The organism is Nocardia sp. NPDC049220 (genome assembly GCF_040647855.1).
Classification (GTDB): domain Bacteria; phylum Actinomycetota; class Actinomycetes; order Mycobacteriales; family Mycobacteriaceae; genus Nocardia.
In genome coordinates this window covers 262,101-287,767 of sequence record NZ_JBEZDA010000001.1, presented here as the reverse complement: position 1 = coordinate 287,767, position 25,667 = coordinate 262,101, and the positions used below count along the sequence as shown (strand labels likewise).

General features: G+C 67.0%; 21 protein-coding genes. 12 read left to right on the top strand and 9 right to left on the bottom strand.

Going from position 1 to position 25,667, the window contains the following annotated elements; translation table 11 throughout:
* The first annotated feature begins 97 nt into the window (after nt 1–97).
* The 4 genes from AB0C34_RS01255 (at nt 98) to AB0C34_RS01240 (ending at nt 5,092) form a co-directional block, all read left to right on the top strand.
* Nucleotides 98–1,756: an acyl-CoA synthetase gene (locus AB0C34_RS01255; protein WP_357066161.1), complete on the top strand. Its 1,659-nt coding sequence runs from the start codon at nt 98–100 to the stop codon at nt 1,754–1,756.
* A gap of 222 nt (nt 1,757–1,978) precedes the next feature.
* The gene (locus tag AB0C34_RS01250; protein ID WP_357066159.1) at nt 1,979–2,542 is read left to right on the top strand and encodes a hypothetical protein; all 564 of its coding nucleotides are present in this window, start codon (nt 1,979–1,981) and stop codon (nt 2,540–2,542) included.
* Between the two features lie 334 nt (nt 2,543–2,876).
* Nucleotides 2,877–4,340: a PepSY domain-containing protein gene (locus AB0C34_RS01245; RefSeq protein ID WP_357066156.1), complete on the top strand. Its 1,464-nt coding sequence runs from the start codon at nt 2,877–2,879 to the stop codon at nt 4,338–4,340.
* Nucleotides 4,341–4,630: 290 nt separating this feature from the next.
* On the top strand, nt 4,631–5,092 hold the full coding sequence (locus AB0C34_RS01240; protein WP_357066153.1) for an SRPBCC family protein: 462 nt from the start codon (nt 4,631–4,633) through the stop codon (nt 5,090–5,092).
* 144 nt (nt 5,093–5,236) lie between these two features.
* On the opposite strand, the gene AB0C34_RS01235 is transcribed toward AB0C34_RS01240, so the two are convergent.
* The 4 genes from AB0C34_RS01235 to galK all read right to left on the bottom strand — a co-directional run bounded on the left by AB0C34_RS01235 (nt 5,237) and on the right by galK (nt 10,022).
* The gene (locus AB0C34_RS01235) at nt 5,237–6,190 is read right to left on the bottom strand and encodes a hypothetical protein (protein WP_357066150.1); all 954 of its coding nucleotides are present in this window, start codon (nt 6,188–6,190) and stop codon (nt 5,237–5,239) included.
* Between the two features lie 480 nt (nt 6,191–6,670).
* Complete coding sequence (locus tag AB0C34_RS01230) at nt 6,671–6,928, bottom strand: hypothetical protein (RefSeq protein ID WP_357066147.1); 258 nt, start codon at nt 6,926–6,928, stop codon at nt 6,671–6,673.
* A 12-nt stretch (nt 6,929–6,940) separates the two neighbouring features.
* Complete coding sequence (locus AB0C34_RS01225) at nt 6,941–8,614, bottom strand: sodium:solute symporter family protein (RefSeq protein WP_357068393.1); 1,674 nt, start codon at nt 8,612–8,614, stop codon at nt 6,941–6,943.
* 277 nt (nt 8,615–8,891) lie between these two features.
* Nucleotides 8,892–10,022, bottom strand: coding sequence for a galactokinase (gene galK / locus AB0C34_RS01220; protein WP_357066145.1), 1,131 nt, complete (start codon nt 10,020–10,022; stop codon nt 8,892–8,894).
* A 161-nt stretch (nt 10,023–10,183) separates the two neighbouring features.
* Here galK and AB0C34_RS01215 point away from each other — a divergent pair, with 161 nt between their 5' ends.
* From AB0C34_RS01215 to AB0C34_RS01205, 3 genes are read left to right on the top strand one after another with little or no spacing between them, the layout of a single operon-like run.
* A complete protein-coding gene (locus AB0C34_RS01215; RefSeq protein WP_357066142.1) occupies nt 10,184–10,756 on the top strand; it encodes a pyruvoyl-dependent arginine decarboxylase in 573 nt (190 codons plus the stop codon).
* On the top strand, nt 10,753–11,322 hold the full coding sequence (locus tag AB0C34_RS01210) for a hypothetical protein (RefSeq protein WP_357066139.1): 570 nt from the start codon (nt 10,753–10,755) through the stop codon (nt 11,320–11,322). Before AB0C34_RS01215 ends, AB0C34_RS01210 begins: the two co-directional genes overlap by 4 nt.
* Nucleotides 11,322–12,848, top strand: coding sequence for a GGDEF domain-containing protein (locus tag AB0C34_RS01205; RefSeq protein ID WP_357066137.1), 1,527 nt, complete (start codon nt 11,322–11,324; stop codon nt 12,846–12,848). Before AB0C34_RS01210 ends, AB0C34_RS01205 begins: the two co-directional genes overlap by 1 nt.
* A 1-nt stretch (nt 12,849) precedes the next feature.
* Here AB0C34_RS01205 and AB0C34_RS01200 read toward each other — a convergent pair whose 3' ends face one another.
* Nucleotides 12,850–13,620, bottom strand: coding sequence for a DUF6319 family protein (locus AB0C34_RS01200; protein WP_357066134.1), 771 nt, complete (start codon nt 13,618–13,620; stop codon nt 12,850–12,852).
* Between the two features lie 496 nt (nt 13,621–14,116).
* Between AB0C34_RS01200 and AB0C34_RS01195 the strand changes: the two genes are divergently transcribed.
* Together AB0C34_RS01195 and AB0C34_RS01190 are read left to right on the top strand one after the other, a co-directional pair.
* Nucleotides 14,117–15,766, top strand: coding sequence for a class I adenylate-forming enzyme family protein (locus tag AB0C34_RS01195; protein WP_357066131.1), 1,650 nt, complete (start codon nt 14,117–14,119; stop codon nt 15,764–15,766).
* A 590-nt stretch (nt 15,767–16,356) separates the two neighbouring features.
* Nucleotides 16,357–17,421, top strand: coding sequence for a DoxX family protein (locus AB0C34_RS01190; protein WP_357066129.1), 1,065 nt, complete (start codon nt 16,357–16,359; stop codon nt 17,419–17,421).
* 28 nt (nt 17,422–17,449) lie between these two features.
* On the opposite strand, the gene AB0C34_RS01185 is transcribed toward AB0C34_RS01190, so the two are convergent.
* Both AB0C34_RS01185 and AB0C34_RS01180 read right to left on the bottom strand, forming a co-directional pair.
* Nucleotides 17,450–17,839, bottom strand: coding sequence for an STAS domain-containing protein (locus AB0C34_RS01185; RefSeq protein WP_357066126.1), 390 nt, complete (start codon nt 17,837–17,839; stop codon nt 17,450–17,452).
* 180 nt (nt 17,840–18,019) lie between these two features.
* Nucleotides 18,020–18,850: a mycofactocin-coupled SDR family oxidoreductase gene (locus AB0C34_RS01180; protein ID WP_357066123.1), complete on the bottom strand. Its 831-nt coding sequence runs from the start codon at nt 18,848–18,850 to the stop codon at nt 18,020–18,022.
* Between the two features lie 451 nt (nt 18,851–19,301).
* On the opposite strand from AB0C34_RS01180, the gene AB0C34_RS01175 reads away from it, so the two are divergent.
* The 3 genes from AB0C34_RS01175 to AB0C34_RS01165 all read left to right on the top strand — a co-directional run bounded on the left by AB0C34_RS01175 (nt 19,302) and on the right by AB0C34_RS01165 (nt 22,267).
* Nucleotides 19,302–19,505, top strand: a complete 204-nt coding sequence (locus AB0C34_RS01175) for a hypothetical protein (RefSeq protein WP_357066121.1) — start codon at nt 19,302–19,304, stop codon at nt 19,503–19,505.
* Nucleotides 19,506–19,721: 216 nt separating this feature from the next.
* Nucleotides 19,722–20,378, top strand: coding sequence for a class I SAM-dependent methyltransferase (locus tag AB0C34_RS01170; protein WP_357066118.1), 657 nt, complete (start codon nt 19,722–19,724; stop codon nt 20,376–20,378).
* A gap of 356 nt (nt 20,379–20,734) precedes the next feature.
* Nucleotides 20,735–22,267, top strand: a complete 1,533-nt coding sequence (locus AB0C34_RS01165) for a HAMP domain-containing sensor histidine kinase (protein WP_357066115.1) — start codon at nt 20,735–20,737, stop codon at nt 22,265–22,267.
* 145 nt (nt 22,268–22,412) lie between these two features.
* Here the strand turns inward: AB0C34_RS01165 and AB0C34_RS01160 are convergent, their stop codons facing one another.
* Both AB0C34_RS01160 and AB0C34_RS01155 read right to left on the bottom strand, forming a co-directional pair.
* Nucleotides 22,413–24,269, bottom strand: coding sequence for a hypothetical protein (locus AB0C34_RS01160; RefSeq protein ID WP_357066112.1), 1,857 nt, complete (start codon nt 24,267–24,269; stop codon nt 22,413–22,415).
* A 273-nt stretch (nt 24,270–24,542) separates the two neighbouring features.
* Nucleotides 24,543–24,965: a hypothetical protein gene (locus AB0C34_RS01155; RefSeq protein ID WP_357066109.1), complete on the bottom strand. Its 423-nt coding sequence runs from the start codon at nt 24,963–24,965 to the stop codon at nt 24,543–24,545.
* Nucleotides 24,966–25,667: the final 702 nt, after the last annotated feature.

Sequence of the window (25,667 nt, the reverse complement as noted above, 5' to 3'; positions counted from 1 at the left end):
AGGTGCTTGCTACTGTTAGCGGCAGCATTGGATCTCAGAGTTGCGGTCCGCACCATCGCACGGGGTTTGAGGTGGGACCGCTGGAAGGTTGTTGTCGATGTCTCCGTCCTTCCCCGCGTTGATCGGAACCGCTCGTAAGGCGGTTGATTTCGCCCTCGGCGTGAATGTCATGCTCAAACGGCGGATGTTCGACCCATTGCGCCCGGATCACGCCGTCCGCTCGGCACTCGACGTGCTCAAGTTCGGTCCTTTCGCCGGTGTCGTGATGCACTCCGCGCGGACCAGGCCGGACGCGGGAGCCATCGTGGACGAACGCGGCGAACTGACCTTCGGTCAACTCGACGAGCAGTCCAACGCGCTTGCCCGCGGCCTCGCGAACCTGGGCCTCGAGCCGGGTGACGTGATCGCCTTACTCGCGCGCGACCACCGCGGCATGGTGCTGACCCTGCTGGCTGCCGGCAAGCTGGGCGTGCGCAGCGTACTGATGAACACCGGCTTCGCGAAACCACAGTTCGCCTATGTGGCCGAGCGCGAAAAAGTGAAGGCCGTTCTGCACGACAGCGAATTCCTCGATCTGATGAGTGCGATCCCGTCCGATATCCCGCGGGTGCTCACCTGGGTCGACGAGAAAGACCACGCCGACTCGTCGATCCTGACCATCGAGTCGCTGATCGCGGACTGCCCCACCAGGCCGCTGCCCGCGCCGGCCAAGCCCGGCGGCCTGGTCGTTCTGACCAGCGGCACCACCGGCACCCCCAAGGGCGCACCGCGCGACCGGGTGAGCCCGTTCGCCTCGGCCCAGTTCATCGACCGGGTCCCGCTGCCCACCAACGGCACCATGCTCATGGCAGCGCCGATCTTCCACGGCACCGGGCTGTCTCAGTTCACCCTCGGTCTCGCGCTCGGCAACAAGGTGGTCTTTCAGCAGCGCCGTTTCGATCCGGAAAAGACGCTGGCGAACATCACCGCCTACCGCGCGAACTCGTTGGTCCTGGTGCCGACCATGCTGCAACGCATGCTGGACCTGGAGCCGGACGTGCTGGCCCGGTACGACCCGAGCACCATCGAGGTGGTCTTCGCGGCGGGGTCGGCCATCGCGCCGGACATCGTGATCCGCGCACTGGACTACTTCAACGACAGCCTCTACAACCTCTACGGCTCCACCGAGTGCGCCGTCATGACCGTCGCCACCCCTGAGGAACTACGCAAAGCACCGACCACCGCGGGTCGCGCGCCGGTCGGCATCCGGATCGTCCTGCTGGACGAGAACCGCAAGCCGATCACCGAACCGAACACCACCGGAACCATCTTCGTGGACAACGGCTTCGCATTCACCGGGTACACCGACGGCCGTACCAAGGAAATCGTGGACGGCATGATGTCCAGCGGCGATGTCGGGCACTTCGACGAAGACGGCCTGCTCTACATCGACGGCCGCGACGACGACATGATCGTCTCTGGCGGCGAGAACGTCTTCCCGCTCGAGGTGGAGAACCTCATCGCCGGTCGCGACGACATCTTCGAGGCCGCGGTAATCGGCGTAGACGATCGCGAATTCGGGAAACGACTACGTGCCTTCGTCGTTCCCGGCCCGGACTCCCGTCGGGACGCGCAGGAGATCAAGGACTACGTCAAGGCCAACTTAGCGCGCTACAAAGTGCCGCGCGAGGTCATTTTCCTCGACGAACTCCCCCGCAACGCGACCGGAAAGCTGCTGCGCAAGGCGCTGATCGAGAAGGAAATCGACGCGAGCTGATCGACGGGAGCACAGGTAGCCGCGCGCTCGCGCGTGCGCGGCACATGCCTCGCGGTACCCGCCCGACATCCCGCGCCTGCTCATGGCCCCTTGATACCGGCGCGGCGTTGGCCCAACCACCATTGGCCGATCCGTTTTTCAGCGGGAAACCGCAGGTGACGGCCCTTTTCAGTGGCGAGCGATAGCGTAAGTCGCGCCCAATTCGTCGGCTATTATCAGCGGGTGAGCTTCGAGTTCGACCGGCCTACCGCGCAGCGTCGCGGAGCCGTCGCGCGATTGCGCGGTGGTTCGGCCGGTGCGATCTCCGGGGCCGTTTCCGTTGCGGCACATGGTTGGGCGTCGGGCGGCATGCCACCGAACACGACTGCGCTGGCATTGCTCGCCGCCGGTTCCGCTGTGATCTGCTCCATGGTCGCCGGACTCACCGCGCTGCGTGACAGCTCGATCGGGCTGGTCGCCGCGCTGGTGATCGGTCAACTGCTCGGTCACCTCACCATGGGATTCAGCTCCGGACACACGCAGCACGGCGATACACAGCTGACCCCGGTCATGCTCACTGCCCATCTCATCGCGGCGGTCGTGGCCGCCGTCGTGATCCAAGGCGCGCAGACCGCGTATCGGATCGGAACCGCGGCGCTGGCTCGCGTCACCGCGATACGCCGCATAGCACCCGTCGTCATGAGTCCGACGCCAGTGCGCATCGGCCATCGTGACCGCGTCATCCTGCGCGTTTTCGCCGCCGAGTCCCTGCGCACCCGCGCACCGCCGAGCCCGGCCCGCATCTGATCTGTCCGCTACCCGGTGCACGGCAACATTCGTGCGTGAGTTCCGCTCACGGTCACGGCATTTCATCGTGCAGCACAGCGCCGACCACACCCGCACCTGCCCGATATCGTGCGGTGATGTAGGGCGCACCGAGGTATCCGTGTCTCGTGCCGCAGCGAACTCGCGACGCTGCGCGAAGGCCCGCCGCAGCCGTGTCCTGACACCGAGCGGTTTGTCCGTCACGGCAGGGCCCCGCACCATCCGACACGCGCGCTGTCCTGTGCCGTCGAGCCGCCGTCGGCCACGACAAAGCCTTCGACCGGTCCGGTCCCCCACCCGCAGAAATGAAACACCTATGAGCACAACAGATGTCACCACCTCTGCCGCCGAATCACCTGAGCCGACGACCGAAATCTCGGCGCAGCCCCGACCTACGGCCCGCAACGGGCTCTACGCGCTGGCCATGCGGCTGCACTTCTACGCAGGCGTGTTTGTCGGGCCGTTCATCCTCGTCGCGGCTGTCACCGGCGCGCTCTACGCGATCTCGCCGACCCTCGAGTCGATCGTGTCACGCGACCTGTTGACGGTTGCGCCGGCCGAAACATCGCAGCCGCTGTCCGAACAGGTCACCGCGGCCGTCGCCACCCAGCCGGACCTGCCTCTGGTCGCCGTCGCCCCGGCAGCCGGCGCCGAGGACACCACCCGCGTGCTGTTCGGCGACCCGTCGCTGGGCGAATCCGAACGGCGGGCGGTGTTTGTCGACCCGCACACCGCGCGGCCGGTCGGCGATTGCGTTGTCTACGGCAGTTCGGGAGCGCTGCCGCTGCGCACGTGGATCGATCGGTTGCACCGGGATCTACATCTGGGCGAACCCGGTCGGATCTACAGCGAACTGGGCGCGTCCTGGCTGTGGATCGTCACGCTCGCCGGTCTCGTCGTGTGGGTGCGTCGAGTGCGCGGACGCCGCAACCACAACTCGGCGGGCTGGCTGTTCGCGCCGGACCGAACACAGAACAGGCGCGGTCGGACGCTGAACTGGCACGGCACGGTCGGCATGTGGGTGTTTCCGCTGGCAGTGCTGCTGTCGGCGACCGGCATGAGCTGGTCGACGTACGCCGGCGCGACCATTACCGAACTGCGCGAGCAACTCAGCTGGACCACACCCGAGGTCAGCACTGCGCTGTCGGGAACCGCTGCGCCCACGCATGATTCGGGTGTTCACCACGACGGTGCACACGCGGCGCCCGCCATGTCCGACCCGGCGGACCGGATCGCCCAGCTGGATCGGGTCTCCGAGATCGCCCGCGCCAGCGGTGTCATCCAGCCCGCCGAAATCGTCGTCCCGGCCACGCCGAGTGCGGCGTTCGTGGTGAAGGAACGACGGATGCCCGGCATCTATACGGTCGATGCGGTCGCCGTCGACGGCTCGTCGGGCACGGTCACCGACCGTCTGGCCTACGCCGACTGGCCGCTGATGGCCAAACTCACCAACTGGGGTATCCAGTTCCACATGGGTCTGCTGTTCGGGCTGCTCAATCAACTGTTGCTGCTCGCGGCGATGCTCGGGCTGATCACGGTGATCGTGCGCGGTTACCTGCTGTGGTGGCGCCGGCGGCCGACCCGGGAAGGCGGGTTCCCACTGGGCCGGGCGCCACGGCGCGGCGCGTGGCGCAAGACCACACCGTGGCTACTCGTGCCGGTGCTCGGTGGCGCGCTGGTGGTCGGCTGGTTCGTCCCGCTGGTCGGACTCAGCCTGCTCGCGTTCCTCGCCGTCGACCTCCTGATCGGTGTCCTCGGGCGGGTTCGCGCCGCCGCGTAGACCTTCCACGGACCCGCCGGTCGAGGAGCCTGGAAGGAGGAAGTCACCGGCGACAATCGATGGCGCTCCCGACTTTCGAGGGCGCGCCATCGGGCGTCGATGCTCGGCCCGCCCCACCGTTGTCGCGTCGCTCGGTTCGGCACTGTCGCAATCCCGTGCCGACCACACCGTGGCTTGTTTGCCTTCGATCTACCCGGGTAAGCGGCCCATGACCTGAGTCGCCTCCCCCGGGAGCGATCGCCGACCGAACATCGCCCGGCCGTGGGGTCAGGCGAAGGAAGGGGTTGTCCGTGAGCACATTGGCCGCCACGGTGGACGTCGAAGTCCCGGTACGCACCGCCTACAACCAGTGGACCCAGTTCGAGTCTTTTCCCCAGTTCATGGAGGGCGTCGAGGCAGTACAGCAACTCGACGACCGGCACACACACTGGCGCATCCACGTCGGCCCGTCGATGCGCGAATTCGACGCGACGATCACCGAACAGCATCCCGATGAACGGATCGCGTGGAAATCCGACAGCGGACCGAACCACGCGGGCGTGATCACCTTTCACCGGCTCGACGACTCCCGCACCCGAGTGACCGCCCAGATGGACGTCGATCCGGATGGCTTCGTGGAGACCGCCGCCGACAAGTTGGGCGTCCTCAAGCACCGGGTGCACGGTGACATGCAGCGGTTCAAGCACTTCGTGGAGAGCCACGGCCACGAAACCGGTGCCTGGCGCGGCGACATTTCCCGCCCGGGCGCCTGACCCACGTCCGTCCGACAGCGAGCGGCGCCTCCGGATATCCGGGGGCGCCAACGATGTTCAAGCCACTGGATCAGCCGCCACGGTGGCGGTCTGCGCGAATCGGCCCTTCGATGTCAGTGGCACCGAAGTCCGAACCCCACGTTTTCAACACTTGGTCTTGTGAGTCCATGGCGTCGACGGCGATCCGGAAGGCGGTGGGAAGCTGCTCACCATATCGATCGGAGCGACTGTGGCGTCGGGCATCGCTTTCACTCCGATTTGCGACTTGCCTCCGTTGTAGTCGGCATACATTTTGTGTTGCACCTCGTTGTTGAAGGCGTGGATGGTGCGGTCGAATCCGGCCTCTTCGTGCATATACGCAGCCATCGACCGCGCGGCGGGGCTGCACGAAACCAGCATGAGATCGCCCCGTGGGTTTTCTCGGATCGCCGCCTGGAAGACGTCGTTGCCGTAAGTGATCTCGCCGAGGGTCGCGCCATTGACCCGCACGAGTGTCAGTTCCGGCTCATCGATCCCGGTATTGACCAACGCTCCGTATTCGTCGTTCGGATTGGCGTGCACATGCTCGATGATGGGAGGCACCGGATCATCGGGGTTGTACCACGGGCCGGGGTGCAATTCATCGTCCCAGTCCCAACGCGGCTTATCACCACCCCAATCCGACGGTACCGGCTTGATCAGGTGGAACCCACGTTCGCTGGTCCGATCCGCCTGGAGGGCCCAGCGCGCCATCCGAGGAATATCCTTGGGTTCCTTCGGCAACGTGAGACCGATGAGTTCGCGATGCGGCCGAAGATCCGTGTTCGGTCCGCGCAGCGGAAAGCTGAGAATCCTTTCGTGGCCGAAAACCCGCAGCCTGCCCGCAGGGTCGACACCGCGCAGCAGCCCGTTGTATGTCGGTAGGCCGGTGGCATGCTCCGCACCGCCGAGCAGTATTCGCGCGCCGTCCAAGTCGGCGTGCGCGATGGTCGACCTGGCGTCATTGGTCGCCGCTATCACCCGTCGAAGTCTGGCCGCATACACCTCGGCCAATTCCTCCGAGTCATCGGCGATTTTTTTCACGGCCTCCTCGAACAGTCGGATTGCGGGGTTATTCATCTGCTCTCACCCGGCTCCAAACAAGTGCGCGTTCGATGGGCTGACGCCGACTTCGTCGAGGATGCGTACCCGGCGAGTCGAATCGGACCAGCGTTGCTCGGAGGTCATGGTGCGGCGAAGCACGTCGGGCTGTCGTCGTGTGCGTTCCGCGGATGCTGTGGCGCGCGAGGATCGCCAGGCGCCGTCGCCGCAGCCGATACACCAGCATCTGCGATGACGTGTTTCCGATTTTCACGAGTAATCCAGCGTATGTGCAGGGCCAAGTGGACAAGAACGGTTGAGCCGGCCGAACAGACCAGCGGTGTGACAATTTTCACGTATGGTGTGCTCTCTCGACAAGCCCTAGTCGAGACCTGGAATCAGGTCGAACCGTGGCACCACAGGCGAACCGATCCGTGCGGACACGTCATTCGTCAGATCGGTCATTCGGCGCCCAGCGGTCGTCTCCGCTGATCGCGCTGAGTCCGACGAACGCCACGCTCAGGTGTCATCGGGGCCTGGTTTGGTGTCCTCCGGGGAGGCCTGCTGTTCGGGCGGCACTGGGACCGGGCGAAGCAACGCCCAGGCCAGGAAGGCCAGCGCCACCACACCCATACCCGACCCGGACCAGATATTCACGTTCATGCCACCGGTCTTCGCCGCTTCGGCGGCAGTGTCGTGCACCAGACCAGTGACGACGAGGACGACGGCATAGCACCCGAGCAATGCGGCGACGATGGTCCGGATATCGAAAAGCATCGGGTCAACTCCTTATCCGACAACAGTATCGAGGGTGATCACGAGCACAAGGGCAATGCCCGCCAGCAGGACCGGACGCTGATACCACGGCAGCGCATCTGCTTCCGGATCGGTCCGCACATCCCTCGGCGTCTCCGAGTACACCAACCCGATCAAATCGGCCGCCGGTTTGGGCTCGGTCACCTTGCTGACCGCGACACTCACCACGATGTCGACCACAAAAGCGACACCGGCCGCGACGAAACTCGCACCCTGGCCAGATAGTTCGAACACGGCGGCCTCGTGCAGGAGGAAGACGACGATCGCCGAACCGGTCCCGCAGACCAGGCCCATCCAGCCCGCGGTCGGCGTCATCCGCTTCCAGAACATACCGAGGATGAATGTCGCGAACAGCGGCGCGTTGAAGAAGCTGAACAGCGTCTGCAGGTAGTCCATCATATTGCTGAAGCCGGACGCGATGAACGCGGTGAAGATCGCGGCGATGGTCGCGCCGACGGTGGCCAACCTGCCCACCCGAAGGTAGTACCCATCGGACTGGTCGCGTCGCACGTATTGCTGCCACAGGTCGTAGCTGAACACCGTGTTGAACGCGGAGATGTTGGCCGCCATCCCGGCCATGAACGCGGCGAGCAGACCGGCGAGCGCGACGCCGAGCAAGCCGTTGGGCAGCACGTCCTTAATCAAGTACAACAGCGCTTGGTTGTAGGTGGTGTCGCCCTCGAAGTCCGGATTCGCCGTCTTCGCCGCTTTGTACTCGGCCATCTGCGGCACCAGTACCGCGCTGATCATGCCCGGAATCACCACGATCAGCGGGATGAACATCTTCGGGTAGGCGCCGATGATCGGTGTGCGCCGCGCGGCCGAGATGGAGTGCGTCGCCATGGCGCGCTGCACCTCGACGAAGTTGGTGGTCCAGTACCCGAACGAGAGCACGAACCCGAGACCGAACACGATGCCGATCACCGAGAGAACATTGTCGCCGAATCCGCTCAGCGCGTTACCCGGCCAGGAATCCAGCTGCGCCGCACCGTCCGGCGACGCGGAGATCTTGTCCTCGAGCGCATTCCACCCACCGGCCTTGTGCAAGCCGACCAGGGTGAGTGGCAACAGGGCGGCCACAATGACGAAGAATTGCAGCACCTCGTTGTAGATCGCGGCGGACAGGCCGCCGAGGGTGATGTAGGACAGCACGATCGCGGCGGCCACGACCACCGACACCCACAGCGGCCACCCCAACAGCGCGTTCACTATGGAGCCGAGCAGATACAGGTTGACACCCGCGATCAGGATCTGCGCTGTCGCGAAGCTCATCGCGTTCACCAGATGCGCGCCGGTGCCGAACCGCCTGCGCATGAACTCCGGCACGCTGCGCACTTTGGAACCGTAGTAGAACGGCATCATCACCACGCCGAGGAACAGCATGGCGGGTACCGCGCCGATCCAGAAGTAGTGGAAGGTCGGGAAACCATACTGGGCGCCGTTGGCGGACATACCCATGATCTCCACCGCGCCGAGGTTCGCGGAGATGAAGGCCAGACCGGTCACCCAGGCGGGCAGCGACCGCCCGGACAGGAAGAAGTCGATACTCGAGGACACGCGCTGCCTCGCCAGCAGGCCGATGCCGAGCACGAACACGAAATACAGGGCGACCAGCGCGTAGTCGACAGCTTCCGCGTCCAGCCGCAGCGTGGCCGCGGCATCGAGATGGACGGTCGCAGTGGCCTGGCGCGCGTCGGCGGCGCTGAGCGCGAAGGCGAGAACGGGTGAATCGGCAAGCGGCACAGCGTCCTCCTAGCGGCGAAACGGGTGTCGAGCGTGATCGTTGGGGTGCGAAGCCGTGCGCGTACTGCTGTGCCCGGCGCGCGAGTTCCTCGTCACCCGCCCAATGGCGTCGGCTGATACCTACTGTGGGCGATGGTGGCGCACCCGCGAGGCACAATCACTCATAAATTTGGCCGCTCGCTCAGTTGACAGAGTGCGCGCCCGCCGAGGGAACCACTACGAACGTACGCGGATCGGCGAAGCCCACGGCGGCGAAGTGCTTCCGCGCGGCCGCCACCACGGCCGTGGTCCGCTCGCGGTCCACCAGGGCGATCGCACTCCCGCCGAACCCCGCGCCGACCATGCGCGCGCCATATGCCCCCGCGGTGAGCGCGGCGGCGACCGCGGCGTCCAGAGCCGGTGTGGAGACCTCGAAATCATCGCGCAGTGACACGTGGCCCGCGGTCAGGATCGGGCCGATCTCGCGGGGATCGGCGCCTCTTCGCAATTTTTCGGCAACTGCGAGCACCCTGGCGTTCTCGGTCACCACGTGCCGGGCCCTGCGTCGCGACACGTCGTCGCGAATCCGGTCGAGTAAGGCCGGGGACGCGACATCGCGCAGCGCTGCGACGCCCAGTTCCGCGGCCGCCCTGGCACAGTGGGCACGCCGCTCGGCATAGCCGCTATGGACCAAGTCGTGCGGCTGCCCGGTGTCGATCACCAGCAACTCGAGACCGAATCGGTCCAGGTCGAACGGAATCTGCTCGTGCGCGACACCGCGCGACGCTGTCGCCGGATCGGCAGCGAGCGCGCGCACGTCCAGAAACAGCGCGTGTCCGGCCGTGCAAAGCATCGACGCCGACTGGTCGAGCAGCCCGGTCGGCACGCCGACATAGTCGTTCTCCGCGGCACGGGCCAGATCGATCAACGCTCGGTCGGTCAGGCTGGGCGCGAACAAATCCCGCAGCCCGATCGCGACCGCACACGACAGCGCCGCCGAGGACGACAGCCCGGCGCCGATCGGCACCGCACCGTCCAGGTCGAGGTCCACACCGGGGATCCGATGGCCACGCTGCACCAGCCCGGCGACCACGCCGAGCGGATAACGCGACCACCCTGGCACCCGCTCCCGCTGCGCGGCGAGTTCGGACACCGCGACGAGCACCGGCTCGCCGGGGCGCTGCCGCGAAGCGACCCGCACCTGCCCGTCAGCGCGCGCCGCGGCGGCGCACCGCACCACCAGCGGCAACGCGATCGGCAGGACGAAGCCCTCGTTGTAATCGGTGTGCTCACCGATGATATTGACCCGCCCCGGTGCCACCCATGTCCGCAACCTGGTCCCTCGCTGTCGTCGTCTCGACTGTCAGGTTACGAGACCGATAGCACGGCGATCGGTCTCGACGCTCGAGATGCGCGATGAGCCGTCCTGGCGCACAGTCGATTTTGACGCGATTTCGGCCTGCAAATCGGAGTCGAGCTGTTTCGGAGGGCATTATGCTGCACAACACCCCACGGGGCGGTCCGGGTGGACGGCACTGGATCGATCGCTGGGGCCCGCCGATGGCTGGGCCGACGCCGAGCGCGTCGCTGACGATCGAGATAGGTGCCGCGACCGGGGTCGGACCGACCGCCATGGCGGCTTTCGACGCCGCGCTGCGCCGCCTGGGAGTGGGTGACGCCAACTTGATCCGACTGTCGTCGGTCATTCCGCCGCGTGCCACAGTGGAACGCATCGGCCGCGTGCGCACCCCGATCTCCTGGGGTGACCGCCTGTACTGTGTGTACGCGGTGCGGCACGCGAACGAGCCCGGCGCGACCGCCGCCGCGGGCATCGGCTGGGCACTGCGCGACGACGGCACTGGCGCAGGGCTTTTCGTGGAGCACGAGGGCGAGACCGCCGAAGAGGTGAACGGCCTGATCCGGTCCAGCCTGACCGCCATGACTCGCCACCGGCCGGGACCCTTCGGCCCGCCGCACCTGTGCACCACCGAGACCACCTCCAACGGCGATCCGACCTGCGCGCTCGTCCTCGCCGCTTACCACACCGTTCCATGGAGTCCGTGGTGAGCGAGCTCTACGTCACCGTCGAGACGACGATTCCGGACGACCGGATCGATCTGTTCGCCCGCCTCTACGAGGAGGCGTTCGGTCCGTTACGGACCAAGGCGATCGCACGCCAGGTGCTACATCCCGAGGAATTCCACGCGGAGATGGTCGATCCCCGCGTGCACAAACACGTGGCCCGCCTCGGCTCCGGCGAGCCCATCGGCGTGACCACGCTGACCAGGCATCTGGAGACCGTTCCGTGGATCAGCCCGGACTACTTCGCGGCGCGCTATCCCGAACACGCGGCGCGCGCGGCGATCTACTATGCCGGTTTCACCCTTGTTGCCCCAAGTGCACAACAAGGGGCGGCTTTTCATGCCATGATCGAATCAGTTGTCCAGATTATGGTTGCCCAACGCGCGACAGTCGGTTGGGACATCTGCTCGTACAACAACACTCGCTACTCGCTCGCCGACAGCATTCGGGCGGTGCTCGACGAGCAGGCGAATGTCGAAGTTGCGGTGGAGGATTCACAGATCTACTACGCTGCCCGGTTCACAGGGGATGGAGCAACCGAGGGGGGCTGATGACACGCAGCGAAGAGCATCCGGCTCACCTGCGGCGACGCCTCGGTTTTCGCTGGTACGCAGTGCTTCTGGGGGGAAGCGCGGCGGCGATCGCCACGCAACTGGCGGTCGACTCGCCGGTGGTCGCTTTCGTGACGATGGTGGCGATCGTCAGCTCGACGCTCGCGATGATCGCCGTCGGGTTACACATCCACCGGCCCACCCATCCGCTGCCCTGGTATCTGCTCGCCGCCTCCGCAGTACTGTTCGCGACGGGGACCACGCTGCGCGGCGTGTCCGAATATTCGGTCCACCCGATCGATGACCTCTTCACCCTGCTCGGCTATCTCGGGGTCGGCCTCGCCGCGCTGATCTGGCTCGGGCCAAGCCAACTGCGCGGTAACTACGACCTGATGCTCGACTCCGGCCTGATCGGACTCGGCGCGCTGCTGGCTTCCTGGACCTTTCTCATCTCACCGGTCCTGCAATCGCACACCGCCATGGTGGACACGCTGGTGGCGGCACTATATCCGGTGCTCGACGCCATTCTGCTCACGGTGGTCGCGCATTCGGTCGCCAGTTCGACCCGCTCGGAGACCTCGCTGCGGCTTTTGCACGCCGGGCTGATCGCGTTGCTGCTCGGCGATCTGGGCTACAGCCTGGAGACCGTGGGCGCCGCGGTGCGGCGCGAGGTCTTGCTCGCCCCGCTGTTGGCCGCCTACGTCACCGTGGGCGTCGCGGCGCTGCACCCGACCATGGCCGCGCTCGGGGCACCCCGGCGAATCCATCCGCACCACTCCAGGCAGCGTGCCAGCTTCATCGCGGTCGCGCTGATCGTCGCCGCGCTGGTCCCGGCGGTCGGGTCCAGCCTGGAACCGCTCGACCGTGTGGTGGTCTCCGTGCTGTTCGCGCTGCTGCTGATCGGAGTGTTGGTGCGCAGCGAGCGCGCCATCGTGCGGAGCGCCCGCAGCGAGCGACGCGCGCAGTATCAAGCCGACCACGACATGCTGACCGGCCTGCTGAACCGGGCCGCGCTGCTGCGCGCGCTGCACGATCCGGAACAGTGGGCGCACCAGCCGATCTGCCTGCTGTTCATCGACTTGGACGGCTTCAAGATGGTGAACGACAGCTACGGCCACGCGGTCGGCGACGAGTTGATCGCGACCGCCGCCGCACGAATCCGGCAGGTGGTGTGCCGCGAGGATGTGGTGTCCAGGTACGGCGGCGACGAGTTCGTCGTCCTGGCCCAGCTCGCCCGGCAAGAGGCCGCGGTGCTGGCCGAACGCCTGATCGGTGCGTTCGTCCGACCGTTCGCGCTCAGCGCCGGCGCGATACCGATCACCGCGAGCATCGGTATCGCGTGCGTTGGTCCGCGCAGCTCGGACACCAGCACCGAGGACCTGATCCGCGAGGCGGACGCGGCCATGTACTTCGCGAAGGCGTACTCGCTCGGCTACGCCTTCCAGGACGACGTGCGGCAGGCGACCGCCGAACCGAGGTGCCCGATCGGGCACCCGGCTGGTCGATCCACCATCACCGCGGTGTGAATCAGTCGCTCAGCTCCTCCAGCAGGCGCCTGGCCTCCTCGAGTTCCGCCTGTAACTGCTGAACCTTGGCTTCCTGCACGCCGCGCGCCGCATCGAGAATCCCGGCGACCACATCGGCGACCTCGGGGTGAAGCACCTTGGCTGCCTGCGCCACCGCCGAACTGTTCACCGGAAGTCCGCGCAGCGTCCGCTTTTTGCCGCTGACCACATCGACCGTCCATTCGCCGTCGGCGGTGCCGGTCAGGGTTACGGTGACCTCGGGGGCCTTCGTCTTCCGAGCGGCAGGTGCCTTGACGGGCTTGGGTGCCGCCGACCCCTGCTTGGCGGCGGCCTTGACCGCACCGTCCTTATCGCCCGATTCCGGCGTGTTCCCCAGTGCCTTGGGGGTACTCGACGGCGTAGCGGCACTCCCCGGCACCGGCGGTGTCGCGATGCTCGCCACGGTTGACGGCTGAGTCACAGTGGGTTCCTTCCTTGTTGTCGACTTCGATGGGGTGGTGGCTACGGCGGGCGCCCCGCGCGGCGGCTTGGTCAGCGTCACCTCGGTCGGAGAGAAGGACAGTACATCCTTCGAGCCGGTCGGCCGGACCTGCAAGAAATCCCCGTCCGCCGGGTCGCCGAGTGCGATCACCTTTCCCGAGCGCCCCTCCGGCACTCCGACCGCGGCCGCGGTGAACCACACCATGGGCGGACTGCCACCGGCGATGTCCGTGGCGATCTGTTGAATCTCGCTGTCCGACAAGGGCTGCGGCTTGGTTCTGGGCGACGGCATGATGACTCCGAGCGGTATTCGTGGATGGCTGCGTGCACAGATGATGCCGTACGGCTCCGACAGTTTCTCGGGCCACCACCGAATCGAGTCGGCGAACACTCGACGGAGCGCCAACAGCGAACCCTTGGCTACATGCCGTGAGCCGCATTTCAATGGCGCGCGACGAGGAACTTTCGTACGCTCTAGCCTGTTACCTACATCACTCAGGTGACCGACCGCCCCGGACAGTTCGGTGCCGGTTCAGGCGCTACCGCGGGTAGGTGACGGCCCCCGGCACGAGGACCGTGAATGACGGCACCGATCATGGCGACACCTGCCCGCACGCGACGGCGGTGCGCGGACGATGTGGACGTGCGGCCGACCGGCCCCGGCGTAGTCGCCCCTCGTCGGAACCCAACCCGACGAGCCCGCACATCGGGCCGGCGCCGCGGTCCGGCCGAGGTCTCGGTTTCCCGGTCATGACGAACCGACCCCGCGCAGTGACGAGGAAGTCGATATGACAAAGCCTTTCGATCCGCAGGCATCCGTGGCGGAGGCGGCGGCCCGACTGACCGGGCCCGGCGGACGTTTCGAGATGGTGGTCGAGGAGGTGCTCGGTGCGCCGATGCCGGTGCTGCGGCACCGCAGCAGTTCGCTGGGCGAGGTGCTCGCCGCTTCGATCACGCACGGCGACCGCGACTACCTGGTCACCATGGAGCACCGCTGGTCCTTCACCGAGCACGCGGCCGCCGTCGCGGCGCTGGCCACGGCTCTGCGGGAACGTTACGGCGTCCGGAAGGGCGACCGCATCGGCATTCTCGCGGCGAACACGCCCGAATGGGTTCTGACGTTCTGGGCGGCACAGGCACTCGGCGCCATCGCGGTCGGCTACAACGCGTGGTGGGCGCCGCGCGAGATCGGCTACGGCCTCCGCCACACCAGCCCCGCTGTGCTCGTGGTCGACGCGAAGCGCGCCGCGCAGGTCGCGCAGCTGGGCATCCGGATCCCCATCCTCACGATGGAGCACGACGTCCCGGCGCTGCTGGCCGATTACCGAACCGCCGAGTTGCCGCAGACCACGATCGACGAGGACGACCCAGCGGTGATCCTCTACACCAGCGGTACCAGCGGGCGCCCCAAGGGCGCGGTGCACTCGCACCGAAACCTGGTGGCGGTCATCGGCTATCACGTGTTCAACGACGCGCTTGCCGCGGAACTCACCGGGACGGGCGATTTGCCGACCGGGCGCCGCTACCTGCTCACCTCGCCGTTGTTCCATATCGCCAGCCTGCACAACCTGGTGGTGCCCCGGCTGGTCACCGGTGACGTGGCCGTCATCCACCAGGGATCGTTCGACGCCGACCGGGTGCTGCGGTTGATCGAGCGCGAACAGATCACCAACTGGGGCGCTATGCCGACCATGGCCACCAGGATGCTCGAACTCGACCTGTCCGCCTACGACTTGTCCTCGGTGGCCGCGTTCTCGCTCAACTCGGCGCCCTCGTCCGCCGCGCTCCAGCAGGCACTGCGCGATCAGCTCCCTGTCGCGCGAAACGCGCTGGTGACCAGTTACGGGCTCACCGAATGCGGCACGGCGGCGACACTGGCGAGTCCGGCCGAACTCGCCGCGTTTCCGGACACCGTCGGTCGACCCGTCCTCGGCGTCACACTGGAGATTCGCGACAGCGCGGGTAACACCGTTTCCGACGGCACCGAAGGCGAGATCTGCGTGCGCAGTCCGTACGTGATGCTCGGCTACTGGCAGGACGAGACAGCGACGGCCGAGGCGATCACCGCCGACCGCTGGCTGCGCACCGGTGACATCGGCATCCTGGAAGACGGCCGGCTGCGATTGTCCGGGCGGCGTTCGGATCTCATCCTGCGCGGCGGCGAGAACGTCTATCCGACCGAAATCGAACAGTGCCTGGAGGAACATCCCGCGGTACGCGAATGCGCGGTCGTCGGCGTGCCCGACGCCGAACTCGGGCAGCGGGTCGCCGCCCTGGTCGTCGTCGAAGGCGGCGTCGCGACACGGGAGGATGAGTTACGCGCGTTCGTCGCCGCCCGACTCGCCTACTACAAGGTGCCAGCGCACTGGCGGCTCACCACGACCGCGCTTCCACGCAACGCGACCGGCAAGATCGTGCGCACGGAGATCGAGGTGTGAGAGAAGCCGGATGCCGCACACCGCCGTCCCGAACCGACGGTGATTCGTACGGGAGCACCTCCGCTCGTGCTCGCTCTCAACCGGGCACATCGACGCCAGGCTCCCCGCGGGTGCGCTTGCCAGCAGGCTCGTCTGCCCCGCGGTGCCGGCGCGCTGATGATCGCCAACCAGTTGGGCACCCACGCTCGACGCCGGAAACCGCAGCACCCTTCCGATGGTTGGACGTAGACCGGGTTCACCGCGCTCAGCTCCGGTTTCTGGCCACACCGCCACCGCGGCCGTCCAGGAGACCGGCGACGATCTGCACCTGGGCCGAACTCGGCACGCGGTCGGACCGTGGGCGGGTCCGACCGTGCCGGGCGCGATGGTGGATGCGCAGTGCGACATCCCGGGCCGAAATCCACTCCACGCGGTATGTCCAACGGGCCCGCTTCGCGGGGACAATTCCGCCCACTGACCACGCCATAGCAATGCTGTCAGTTAGCTGACTCCCGCGAATTTCGTCGGGTCTGCGCCGGAGAGCGGGCGTGTTTGACCGGGAGTTCGTCGGGAAACCGATCTGTACGGACATCGAGAGAAGGGGTTTTGTCATGTTGTTGCGCCGACTCGCCCGGCCACTACTGGCCACCGCATTCGTCGTGGATGGGGTCGACACGCTGCGGCGCCCGGAGGCGCGGGTCAAGGTGGCGACCGAACTGGTTCAGCGGGGACAGCGGCAGCTCCCCGACGGGATTGCTACGAAGCTGCCCGCCGATCCTGCAACCGTGGTCCAGATCAACGCGGCCGCCCAGGTCGCCGGCGGTGTGTTGTTGGCACTGGGCAAGGCGCCGCGCCTGGCGGCTATGGTGCTCGCCGCGACCGTCGTGCCCGCGGCCGTCACCGAACAAGATTTCTGGAATGAGCAGGACCCCGCGCGCAAGTCGGCGAAGCGGACTGCGTTCCTCAAGGACCTCGGGCTGCTCGGCGGCCTGATGATCGCCACTGCCGATACCGAGGGCAGACCTTCACTGGGCTGGCGTGGGCGCCGGGCCGCGCGCGACGCCGCCGCCGCGGTGTCGGCGGCGCTGCCGTTCAGTGCGACCTCGGAGAACGCGGGCGGCGCGGCGCTCCGCAAGCATGCGCACGACGCGGCGGAGCGGGCACGCGTGCTCGGCGTTGTCGCCGCGAGCAAGGGTGCGGAGCTGGCCGAGGCCGCCCAACGCCACGGGCCGGACTGGACCGGTGCGGCGAGAGAGCACGGCGCCGACTGGGCCGAGACCGCCAAAGAGCACGGCGTTGACTGGGTCGAGACCGCGAAGGAGCACGGCGCGGACTGGGCCGGCTTCGCGAAGGAGCACGGCGCGGACTGGGCCGGCTTCGCGAAGGAGCACGGCGCCGACTGGGCCGACATCGCCAGAGAGCACGGCGCCGACTGGGCCGAGACTGCCAAAGCGCGCAGCGCCGACTGGGCCGAGATCGCCAAGGAGCGCAGCGCACTGCTCGCCGATCTGGCCAAGCAGCGAAGCGCGGAATGGACAGAGATCGCCAAGGAGCGCGGGGCGGAGTTAGCCGAACGCGCCAAGCAACGCGGACCCGAAATCGTTGACGCCGCCCGGGAACGCGGGGCGCAGACCGCGCACGCCGCACGCCACAAGGCCGAGGCGCGACGGCGCTGACCGGTGCCGCGGCGAGACGAGGCTTCCGCTAGGCGGTCTCGCCGTAGCCGGACGCGCTCTCGGCGAGCGCCGCGTCCACCGAGCCGACCAGATGAAACTCCGTGGAAAGGCCGGTGATCCCGAGGACGCGCTCGACACTGCGCGCCGTCGTGATCACCAGGACACGGCAATGCGACCGCACCGCTTCGGCCTGCGCCTCGACCAACACCGTCAGGCCGGCCGCCGCGAGGAAAGTGACCGGTGAGAGGTCGAGCACGAGTGTCTCGGTACGGCTTGCGCCGACGCTGGTCAGCTCGGCGCGCAGCCGAGGCGCCGTCGCCAGGTCGATCTCGCCGCCGACCATCAGTAGCGTGACGTCGCGGCGCGGTCGACACATCGAAAACTGCAGCGGATCAGATCGTTCGGTGTGGCGGGACATGCATTGACTCCTGGCCCGACGCTGGTACGGCACAGACCGTGCCCCTTTAGTGAAACACGGTGGGGCGGGACTGTACAGGCACTTGGGTCCCAGAGTCGTGGCGCCATACGGCTCGAGGCCTGCTGACGCAGTGACCGAATCACGTGCCACGACAGGGTTTTCGCTCCCCGTGCGCCTCGGTCAGACGGTATTCGCGCTCAGCCCACCGGAAATCGTCATAGCTTCCCCGTTGAAATGACGGCCGTGTTCGGAAACCAGCAGCAGGACGGCATCAGCGACCTCGGCGGGTTGAATCAGATCCCCGTTCGGGGGGCCGGATTCGATGATCGCCATCCAGTCCTCCCGGGTGGGATTCTCCTTGTCCGGCACCATGAGTCGCCACGTGGACGGGTTCTGGATCATGTCGGTGTCTACGCCGGAGGGCAGCACAGCGTTGACCGTGATGCCGTAATCCACCACCTCCAACGCCAGCGATTTCACCAGCCCGAGCACGCCCCACTTGGCCGCCGCGTAATGCCCTGCGTTGCGCACGCCCATCCTCGCCACGATCGACGAGGTGGCGACAACGCGCCCCCACCGACGCTCGATCATGTGCGGCACCACCGCGCGAAAACTGTGAAAAACGCCGGTCAGATTGATATCGATCATGTCCCGCCACATCTGCCCGTCCATCTCGGCGAGCGGCGAGTTGGACGCGATGCCCGCGTTGGCGATCAGGATGTCGATTCGGCCGAACTCCTCGATCGCACGCTCGGCGACCGCATGCATCTGGTCCTGACTGCGCACATCGGCCTGCACCGCGACGCATCGCCGGCCGGTCTTCTCGACCAGTTCGACCGTCTCGACCAGGTCGTCCGCGGTGCTCAGCGCATACGGCAGACCACCGATCGGTTCGGCGATATCGCACACCACGATGTCGGCGCCCGCGCCTGCCAGCGCCAGCGCGTGCGCCCGGCCCTGCCCTCTGGCACCGCCGGTGATCACCGCTACCCGGTCGTCGAGATTCGCCACATCGGGCTCCTCATCAGTGAGGTATGTGTTTCGGCCGCACCCATCGTGTCACGCACGAACGGTGGATTCCCAGTTTCCACCGCTGCGCGTCGCGGCGATTTCCCGCAGCTGGGAACCCGCCCCCGGACACGCGCCGCCGCGCGCCCGCGGGGTGTCGGAGTGCGCGCTGACGACGCACATTGCCGAAATCCGCACGGACAGTGCAACAATGGGGCCTGCCTCGATCGAATAGACGCCGGTTCGCGCACGTCCGTGACACCGGCTAGACCACCCGATCGCGGCAACGAATACCTTGCGAAACGTTCCGACGCGCGCCAGCCACGAAGTGCCCGCGATGTACGCTCCCCGCGCCGGAGGAATCCCGCCCGGTGTCTCCACATCGTTCCGGTGCGCGGTCGGGCGCATCCGCAATGGTTCCCGGGGCCCGATAACCGATTGTGAGTACCTTGCCGTGGATCTCGACCGACAGCTCGGCGTCGCACCGACCGAGCATGATGCCGCCGTGGCCAACCTATTCTCCAGTCTGCTGCTACGCAGGCTGACCCACACGGCCATAGGCCTTTCCGACGATTCCGTCGACTTGCTGGTGACCATGACCGGCCGCTTGCGCGCCGCCGAGGGCATGATCTTGCGCGATCCTCTCGACGAATATTGACCAGGGTCCGGAGGGTCCGCCCACCGCGGTCACCGAGCGAGGCGCGGGCCGCCGCACGCGCCGAGCACATTCTCGCGGCTGGGCGGCCCCGCACGACGGTGGCGACCGAGTCGGCCCCTGGGTGACCAGTCGAGGTGGCGCGGCCGCAGCTCTCCGCTGTTGCCAATCCGGCAACAATGTTTGCCGAACTGCTCACCTCGGCGGATCGTGTGTTTCATGAGCACGACACATCACCACGCCGACCGGCCCACACCGACGACAGTCGAGTATTGGGAAGCCTTCTACCAGGAACGCGAGCAGATCTGGTCGGGTCGGCCGAACTTCCTGCTGGTCCGCGAACTCGACTCGGTGGCGGCGGGTTCGGCACTCGACCTCGGCTGCGCCGAGGGCGCCGACGCGATCTGGCTTGCCGAGCGCGGCTGGCGGGTTACCGCGACCGACGTGTCGGAGACCGCACTCGGCCGCGCCAGGGCACACGCGCAGCAGCAGGGTTTGTCGGGTGCGATCGAATGGCAGCAGCACGATCTGGCCGAGACCTTTCCTTCCGGACGTTTCGATCTTGTCTCGGCGCACTATTTGCACTCACCGCCGGAGCTGGCCGATAAGCGGACGAAGATCCTGCGCAGGGCGGCGGAGGCGGTAGCGCCCGGCGGGCTGCTGCTGATCGTGGGCCACGCGCAATGGCCGACCTGGGTGCTGGACCCGCCCGAAGACGTGCACTTCCCGACCACCGACGAAGTACGCGAGGCGTTGGCGCTGGACCACTCCGAGTGGCGGGTGGAGGTCGAGGAGGTCGTCGAGCGCGAGCACCCCGGACCGGAGGGCCAGCCGGGTAGCCGCAAGGACAACATCCTGCGAATTCGCCGCGCCTGACCGCGCGCGCATCCAGGCGACACGACCGTTGTCGTCCGGGTGCCGAATGCTCACAGGAAATACCCAGCTGCCTTGCAGGCGGCCCGCTGCCTGCGGTCCGATCATGGGTCCATGACCAGCACCGGAACCGAAGCCCACGTCCTCGTTGTCGGTGCCGAACCCGCGAGACCGCTCCTTCGGGTCGGCACGGCCGATCCGATCCGCTCCGAGAGCGGGCACCCGGTGTGGAAGCCGAGTGCGCAGGTGTCACCCACCCACTTCATCCTGCCGCCATACCGCGTCCCGAGTCCACCGAGGCCGTGGCATCAGTTGCGTGGCCCGCGACACGTCTTGCGCGAACCGTGTCCGAGCCGGACATGAACGCGCGGGCGAAACTGGCGCAGCGGGTTTCGGCGGTCCCGCTGCGAGTGGGGCTGGTCGTGCTGCTGCTGATGCTGACTGCGACGGCATTGTTCGCTTCAGGGACCGCGGTGACCTCGGCGCTGAGCCGTTCACTGACCCAGCGCACCGATGAGCAGCTCTACGACGCGGCACGCTCCTGGGCGCAACCGCGTCCGATGCGGCGGTTCACCACCAATGACGGTCGTACGCAATGGATTCCGGCCGACTTGCCCGCCGCGCCGGTCCAGCCCCGGTCGGCGGGCGAGCAGCCGCGCCGGTTTTTCGAATCGCGCACCGGCCCCGAAGGACAGGCGTACGAAGTGCCCGGCGGGGCCAGCGTCTCCGGCACACCGGATCTCGGCGGCACGACCGCCGACACCCCGACGACAGTGCGGTCCGTCGACGATTCCGCAGTGCGCTGGCGGGTGCTGACCACGACCAACCAGTTCGGTTCGACCACCATCGGCCTACCGGTGACCGACAACCAGGAGACCGTCTCCCGACTGATCTTCTTCGAGATCGGTACCGGAACCAGCGCGCTACTCGCCCTGGCTGTGGTCGGCTACCTGGTGGTCCGGCGCAGCCTGCGCCCGCTGCGAGTGGTGGAACAGACCGCCGCCGCGATCGCGGGCGGCGACCTGCACCGGCGGGTCCCGGTGCGCGGCGTCGACACCGAGGTCGACCATCTGGCCCAGTCGTTGAACGAGATGCTCGCGCAGATTCAGCACGGCGTGGCCGCGAGCGCGGCGTCCGAAGAGGCCGCCAGGCGTTCGGAAGCGCGGATGCGCCGCTTCATCGCCGACGCCAGTCACGAGTTACGCACTCCGCTGACCACGATTCGCGGTTTCGCCGAGCTGTACCGTCAGGGCGCCAGCGCTGACACGAGGATGGTAATCGGGCGGATCGAGGCAGAGGCCGAACGGATGGGACTTCTCGTCGAGGACCTACTACTGCTGGCACGGTTGGACGAAAAACGCCCGCTGGCAAGCAAACCGGTTGATCTGCTCGGCCTCGCCGGGGACGCGGTGCACAATGCCCGAGCCATGGCCGCCCGGCAGAAAGCGACCTCGACAGCACCGGATCGACCGATCACGTTGGCGCTCGGCGACGGCGAAGGAACGATGGACGTGATCGGCGACGAGGCGCGCCTGCGTCAAGTGCTGGCCAACCTGCTCGGCAACGCGCTCACCCACACCCCGCCGGAGGCGCCGATCATGGTGCGGCTCACACCGTTCCCGGACCACGTGCGCATCGATGTGGTCGACTCCGGTCCCGGGTTGTCCCCAGCGGCCAGAGCACGGGTCTTCGAACGGTTCTTCCGTACCGACTCCTCCCGCACCCGCGCCAGCGGCGGCAGCGGTCTCGGATTGTCCATCGTGCAGGGGTTGGTCGCCGCGCACGGTGGCCGGGTCTCGGTGGACAGCACACCAGGCAGCGGCGCGACTTTCACGGTAGTGCTGCCGCGGGTATCCGCGGTGCCGGCAGTGGCGGGCAGCGGAGTACAGTGAACGGCCAAGTGTCGGATCGGCCGCGGCCCGGTACCGCCGCTCGGTTGGGTCGGCGACCGACAATCGGCCAGTCCCCACACCGACCCGAGGCGTCAGCGCGGCGGATGTCCACCGGGAAAGGCGAGAATCCAGTGCCGACCCGAGGTCAGTTGTCATAGGACGCGACGCCAACCGGACCGACGCCAACACAGAGATCGAGTCCTGGTGTGCGAGAAGCAATCCTGAGACTGGATCCAGTGCCCCGCACCCGAACGAACACGGTGTTCAGCCCCCGCCGAACCGGAGCATCGACAGCGTCGCCGTTCTCGAGGCCGACCGTGATCAGACCATCCCGATTCACGAGATAGTTGAGCTGCGCCGTCCATTCGTGGTCGAACATCGGCCCGTCGAGCAACAGTCGAACCGGCGCGTCCCCCTGGATCCGATATCCGCAGTCCGGCTCCGGGCCGGGGCGGATGCTTCGATTCCACCAGACCGCCGCTTCGACGATCTCGCCGGTATCGGTGATCATCCGCAAGTGCGGCGTCGAGTCGGCGAAGGCACCGGGAGCGAGTGCCGACAGCACCCGGCTGGTCTTATTCTGTGGATATGTCAGCGGACTGAGCACATTCCACGGCACCTCCTGTTCCAGCAGAGGCGCGCCGTCCCACGTCGTCAGCGACGACTTCACGTTCGTGAGGTAGGTTCTCGTCGGGCTGACCCGCCACGATCGCACGAAGGTGTAGGTGGACCAGAGACTGCTCACCAGGAACACCGCCATCACCACGGCCGCCAAGCGGGGGCCCGGAAGGGTCGCGTGCATCCGGCCGAGCGATGGTCGCGCCCGGGGACGGGCACGCAAGATCAGCGCGCCCGCGGCAGCCGACACCACGGCCATATCGGCGAAATAGCGTAAGGACTGCATCAGTTCTCCGGCGGTGTTCGGTCCGCCACGGGCCAGCGCCACCGGTAGCTGGGCTATCAGAACGTAGGTCGCGGCCATCAGCCAGACCGGCCCTGCTCGGCGCCGCGCACCGATGGACAGCACCACCAGCGCAGCCAGCGCGAGCCAGGCCGGAGTTCCTGCCCAACCCGGCGGATCTGCCCACGGCGTCGACGGTAGCCACCGCTCCCAGATCCACGGCCCGCCGAACAGGGTGGGCACGATACCCTGTGATGCCGCGGTGGGCAGCAATTCTCGCAGCTCGTGCGTGCTGGTGTGCACCGCTGGGTCGCCGATCACCGCGAGATAGCCGACCAACCAACACACGAGCACCAAGCCTGATCCGGTCCATAACGGCGCAGCGCGCCGAGCCACCTCACGCAGTGCGGACCCGTGACCGTCGACGTATCGAACGAGTACCGCGACGGCGAAGGCGACGAACGGGACGATCACCGACTTCTCGAAAAAGAGCAGCGCCACCGCAAGCACCACAGTTCCCGACACGACATACCGACGCCGACCGTCCTGAACCAGTAGCACCGCATCGCCGACCATCCAAGCGAGCGCGAATTGCAGCGGCAGCGCGTTCAGGGCGGCCGCCCACCACGCGAACGCCGGGATCGTCAACGGGCAGAAGAGATAGAAGATCAACGGGACCAGCATCGTCCACCGCGCGCCCAGCAACACCGTCAGCATGCGCAGCACGGCCACCGATGCCCCGAGTTGGAGGACGAGCAGCAGCACGACCGGCCCGGCCCAGGCCAACGGCGCCACCGCGGTCACCGCCCACGCAGCAGCGAAGGCCAATGGCATGAAATGTCCGTCATGGCTGTACAGCACTAGATCCGTGGACAGCAGCGGGTATCTGGCTGCTCGGCCGACGAGGATGAGATCGTCCCAATAGAAGTAGCCGCTGTCGGCTATCCACCAACGGACCACCAGCTGTAGCACGATGAGACACCCGGCCGCGATGACCACCGGCGGTGTATTCCACAGCGTCGGCCGGATTCGGATTTTCGTCGACGATGCCGCTGAGGGGACGCACTCCGACGCCGACAATACGGGTGCAGCGGTGTCCATGCCATCCCACCGTAGTGTCTCGGCCGGGTCGGGTAGCCGCCCACCGTCACACCACGGCGTTTCCCTCGAAGATCGGTCACACCGCGACCAATCGCACAATGGGCGCCCACTCGCACAGCCTGCGCCCCCGCGCAGACGGTCGTCGACCACCAACCGAACTCATCCGAAAGCCTGAAGCATCCGGTCTCGCTTTCGACGGTGCCAGTACCCGCGATCAAGCGCCGAACGATGCCCGCCGAACGGTACGGGGGTGCATGACCGTCGGCGTGGCGACTATCCCGGGATCACGTACCTGACCTGGACCGAATCGGGCGAGTGCGAGAATTCCTTTGTGGTGACGGACAATTCGACATGCCCCGGCCCCGACGGGATGGTAGCCGAGTTGTACCACGAGCCGACCAGTTTCACCGTGGTGTTTCCCCGAGCCCCGGTGTCGGTATTGCGCCAGGAGATGTAGGCCGTCGTCGCGCAGGTGCCGAGGCCTTCGAACGCGCTGGTGAGATGGATTCCCGACGAGGAATCCTGGTCGACGTTCCCGCGGATCGTCCCGTAGCAGAAACCGGCTTCCGTCGCCGAGGTGTTGAGGACCGGAATCTCGACCGACTCGGCCGAGGCAGCACCCGCGGCAACGAACGCTGGAACGCAGGCCACTGCGACGGCCGCCGTGATTCTGGCCAGCCTGTTGACTGTGTACATGATCTTCCCCTCTGATCGGTACGCCCCTGGTGCGCCAGTCGGCCCCTCGCGCGACCATCAGAATCGCGATACCGCCGGCCCGGCCATACCCATATCTGTCACCACCGCGTGGCTGTTACCCCCGCACGCTGCAAGCCTCAGGTCGCACCGGAGTGCGCCCTCTCCCACGCGCGACAACTCGCACTCAGATTCTCGGCCAGCCTTGCGACGCCGATCAGCATGTAGCTCCCAGTCAGGGTCGCCATCGCCAACGCCGCCCGGCGCCGCACATCGCCGCGGGCCACATGTACGCGGCGTCGAGCACGTCGACCATGAGCGTCAGCCGCTGCCAGCGGGCGCGCGAGGTAATCGACCTGACCGCACTGGGGGAGCGGAATTCGAGGCACCGGAAGTTGCCAGTGCGGAGCCAGAACGCGGTGCTGGCTCAGCCGACGATCCCACGGGCGGCTCGGACGCGATCAGCCCCGCAGAATGATCAGCAGTAGCGCCTTCTGCAGGGTGTCCACGATGCGGCCGATGGTGATCGCGATGTCGACGGTGCCCATCACAGGCCCCTTTCCTCGGATATGCAGATTCACGACATATCAATTCAAGCCTGGGCGGCCAGGACTCGCCAAGCACACATCGCATTTCGATTCAGTACGCAATTGATGAACCGACTCCGCCGGAACAACTTCCGCGCGCACGCGTTCGAATATCACA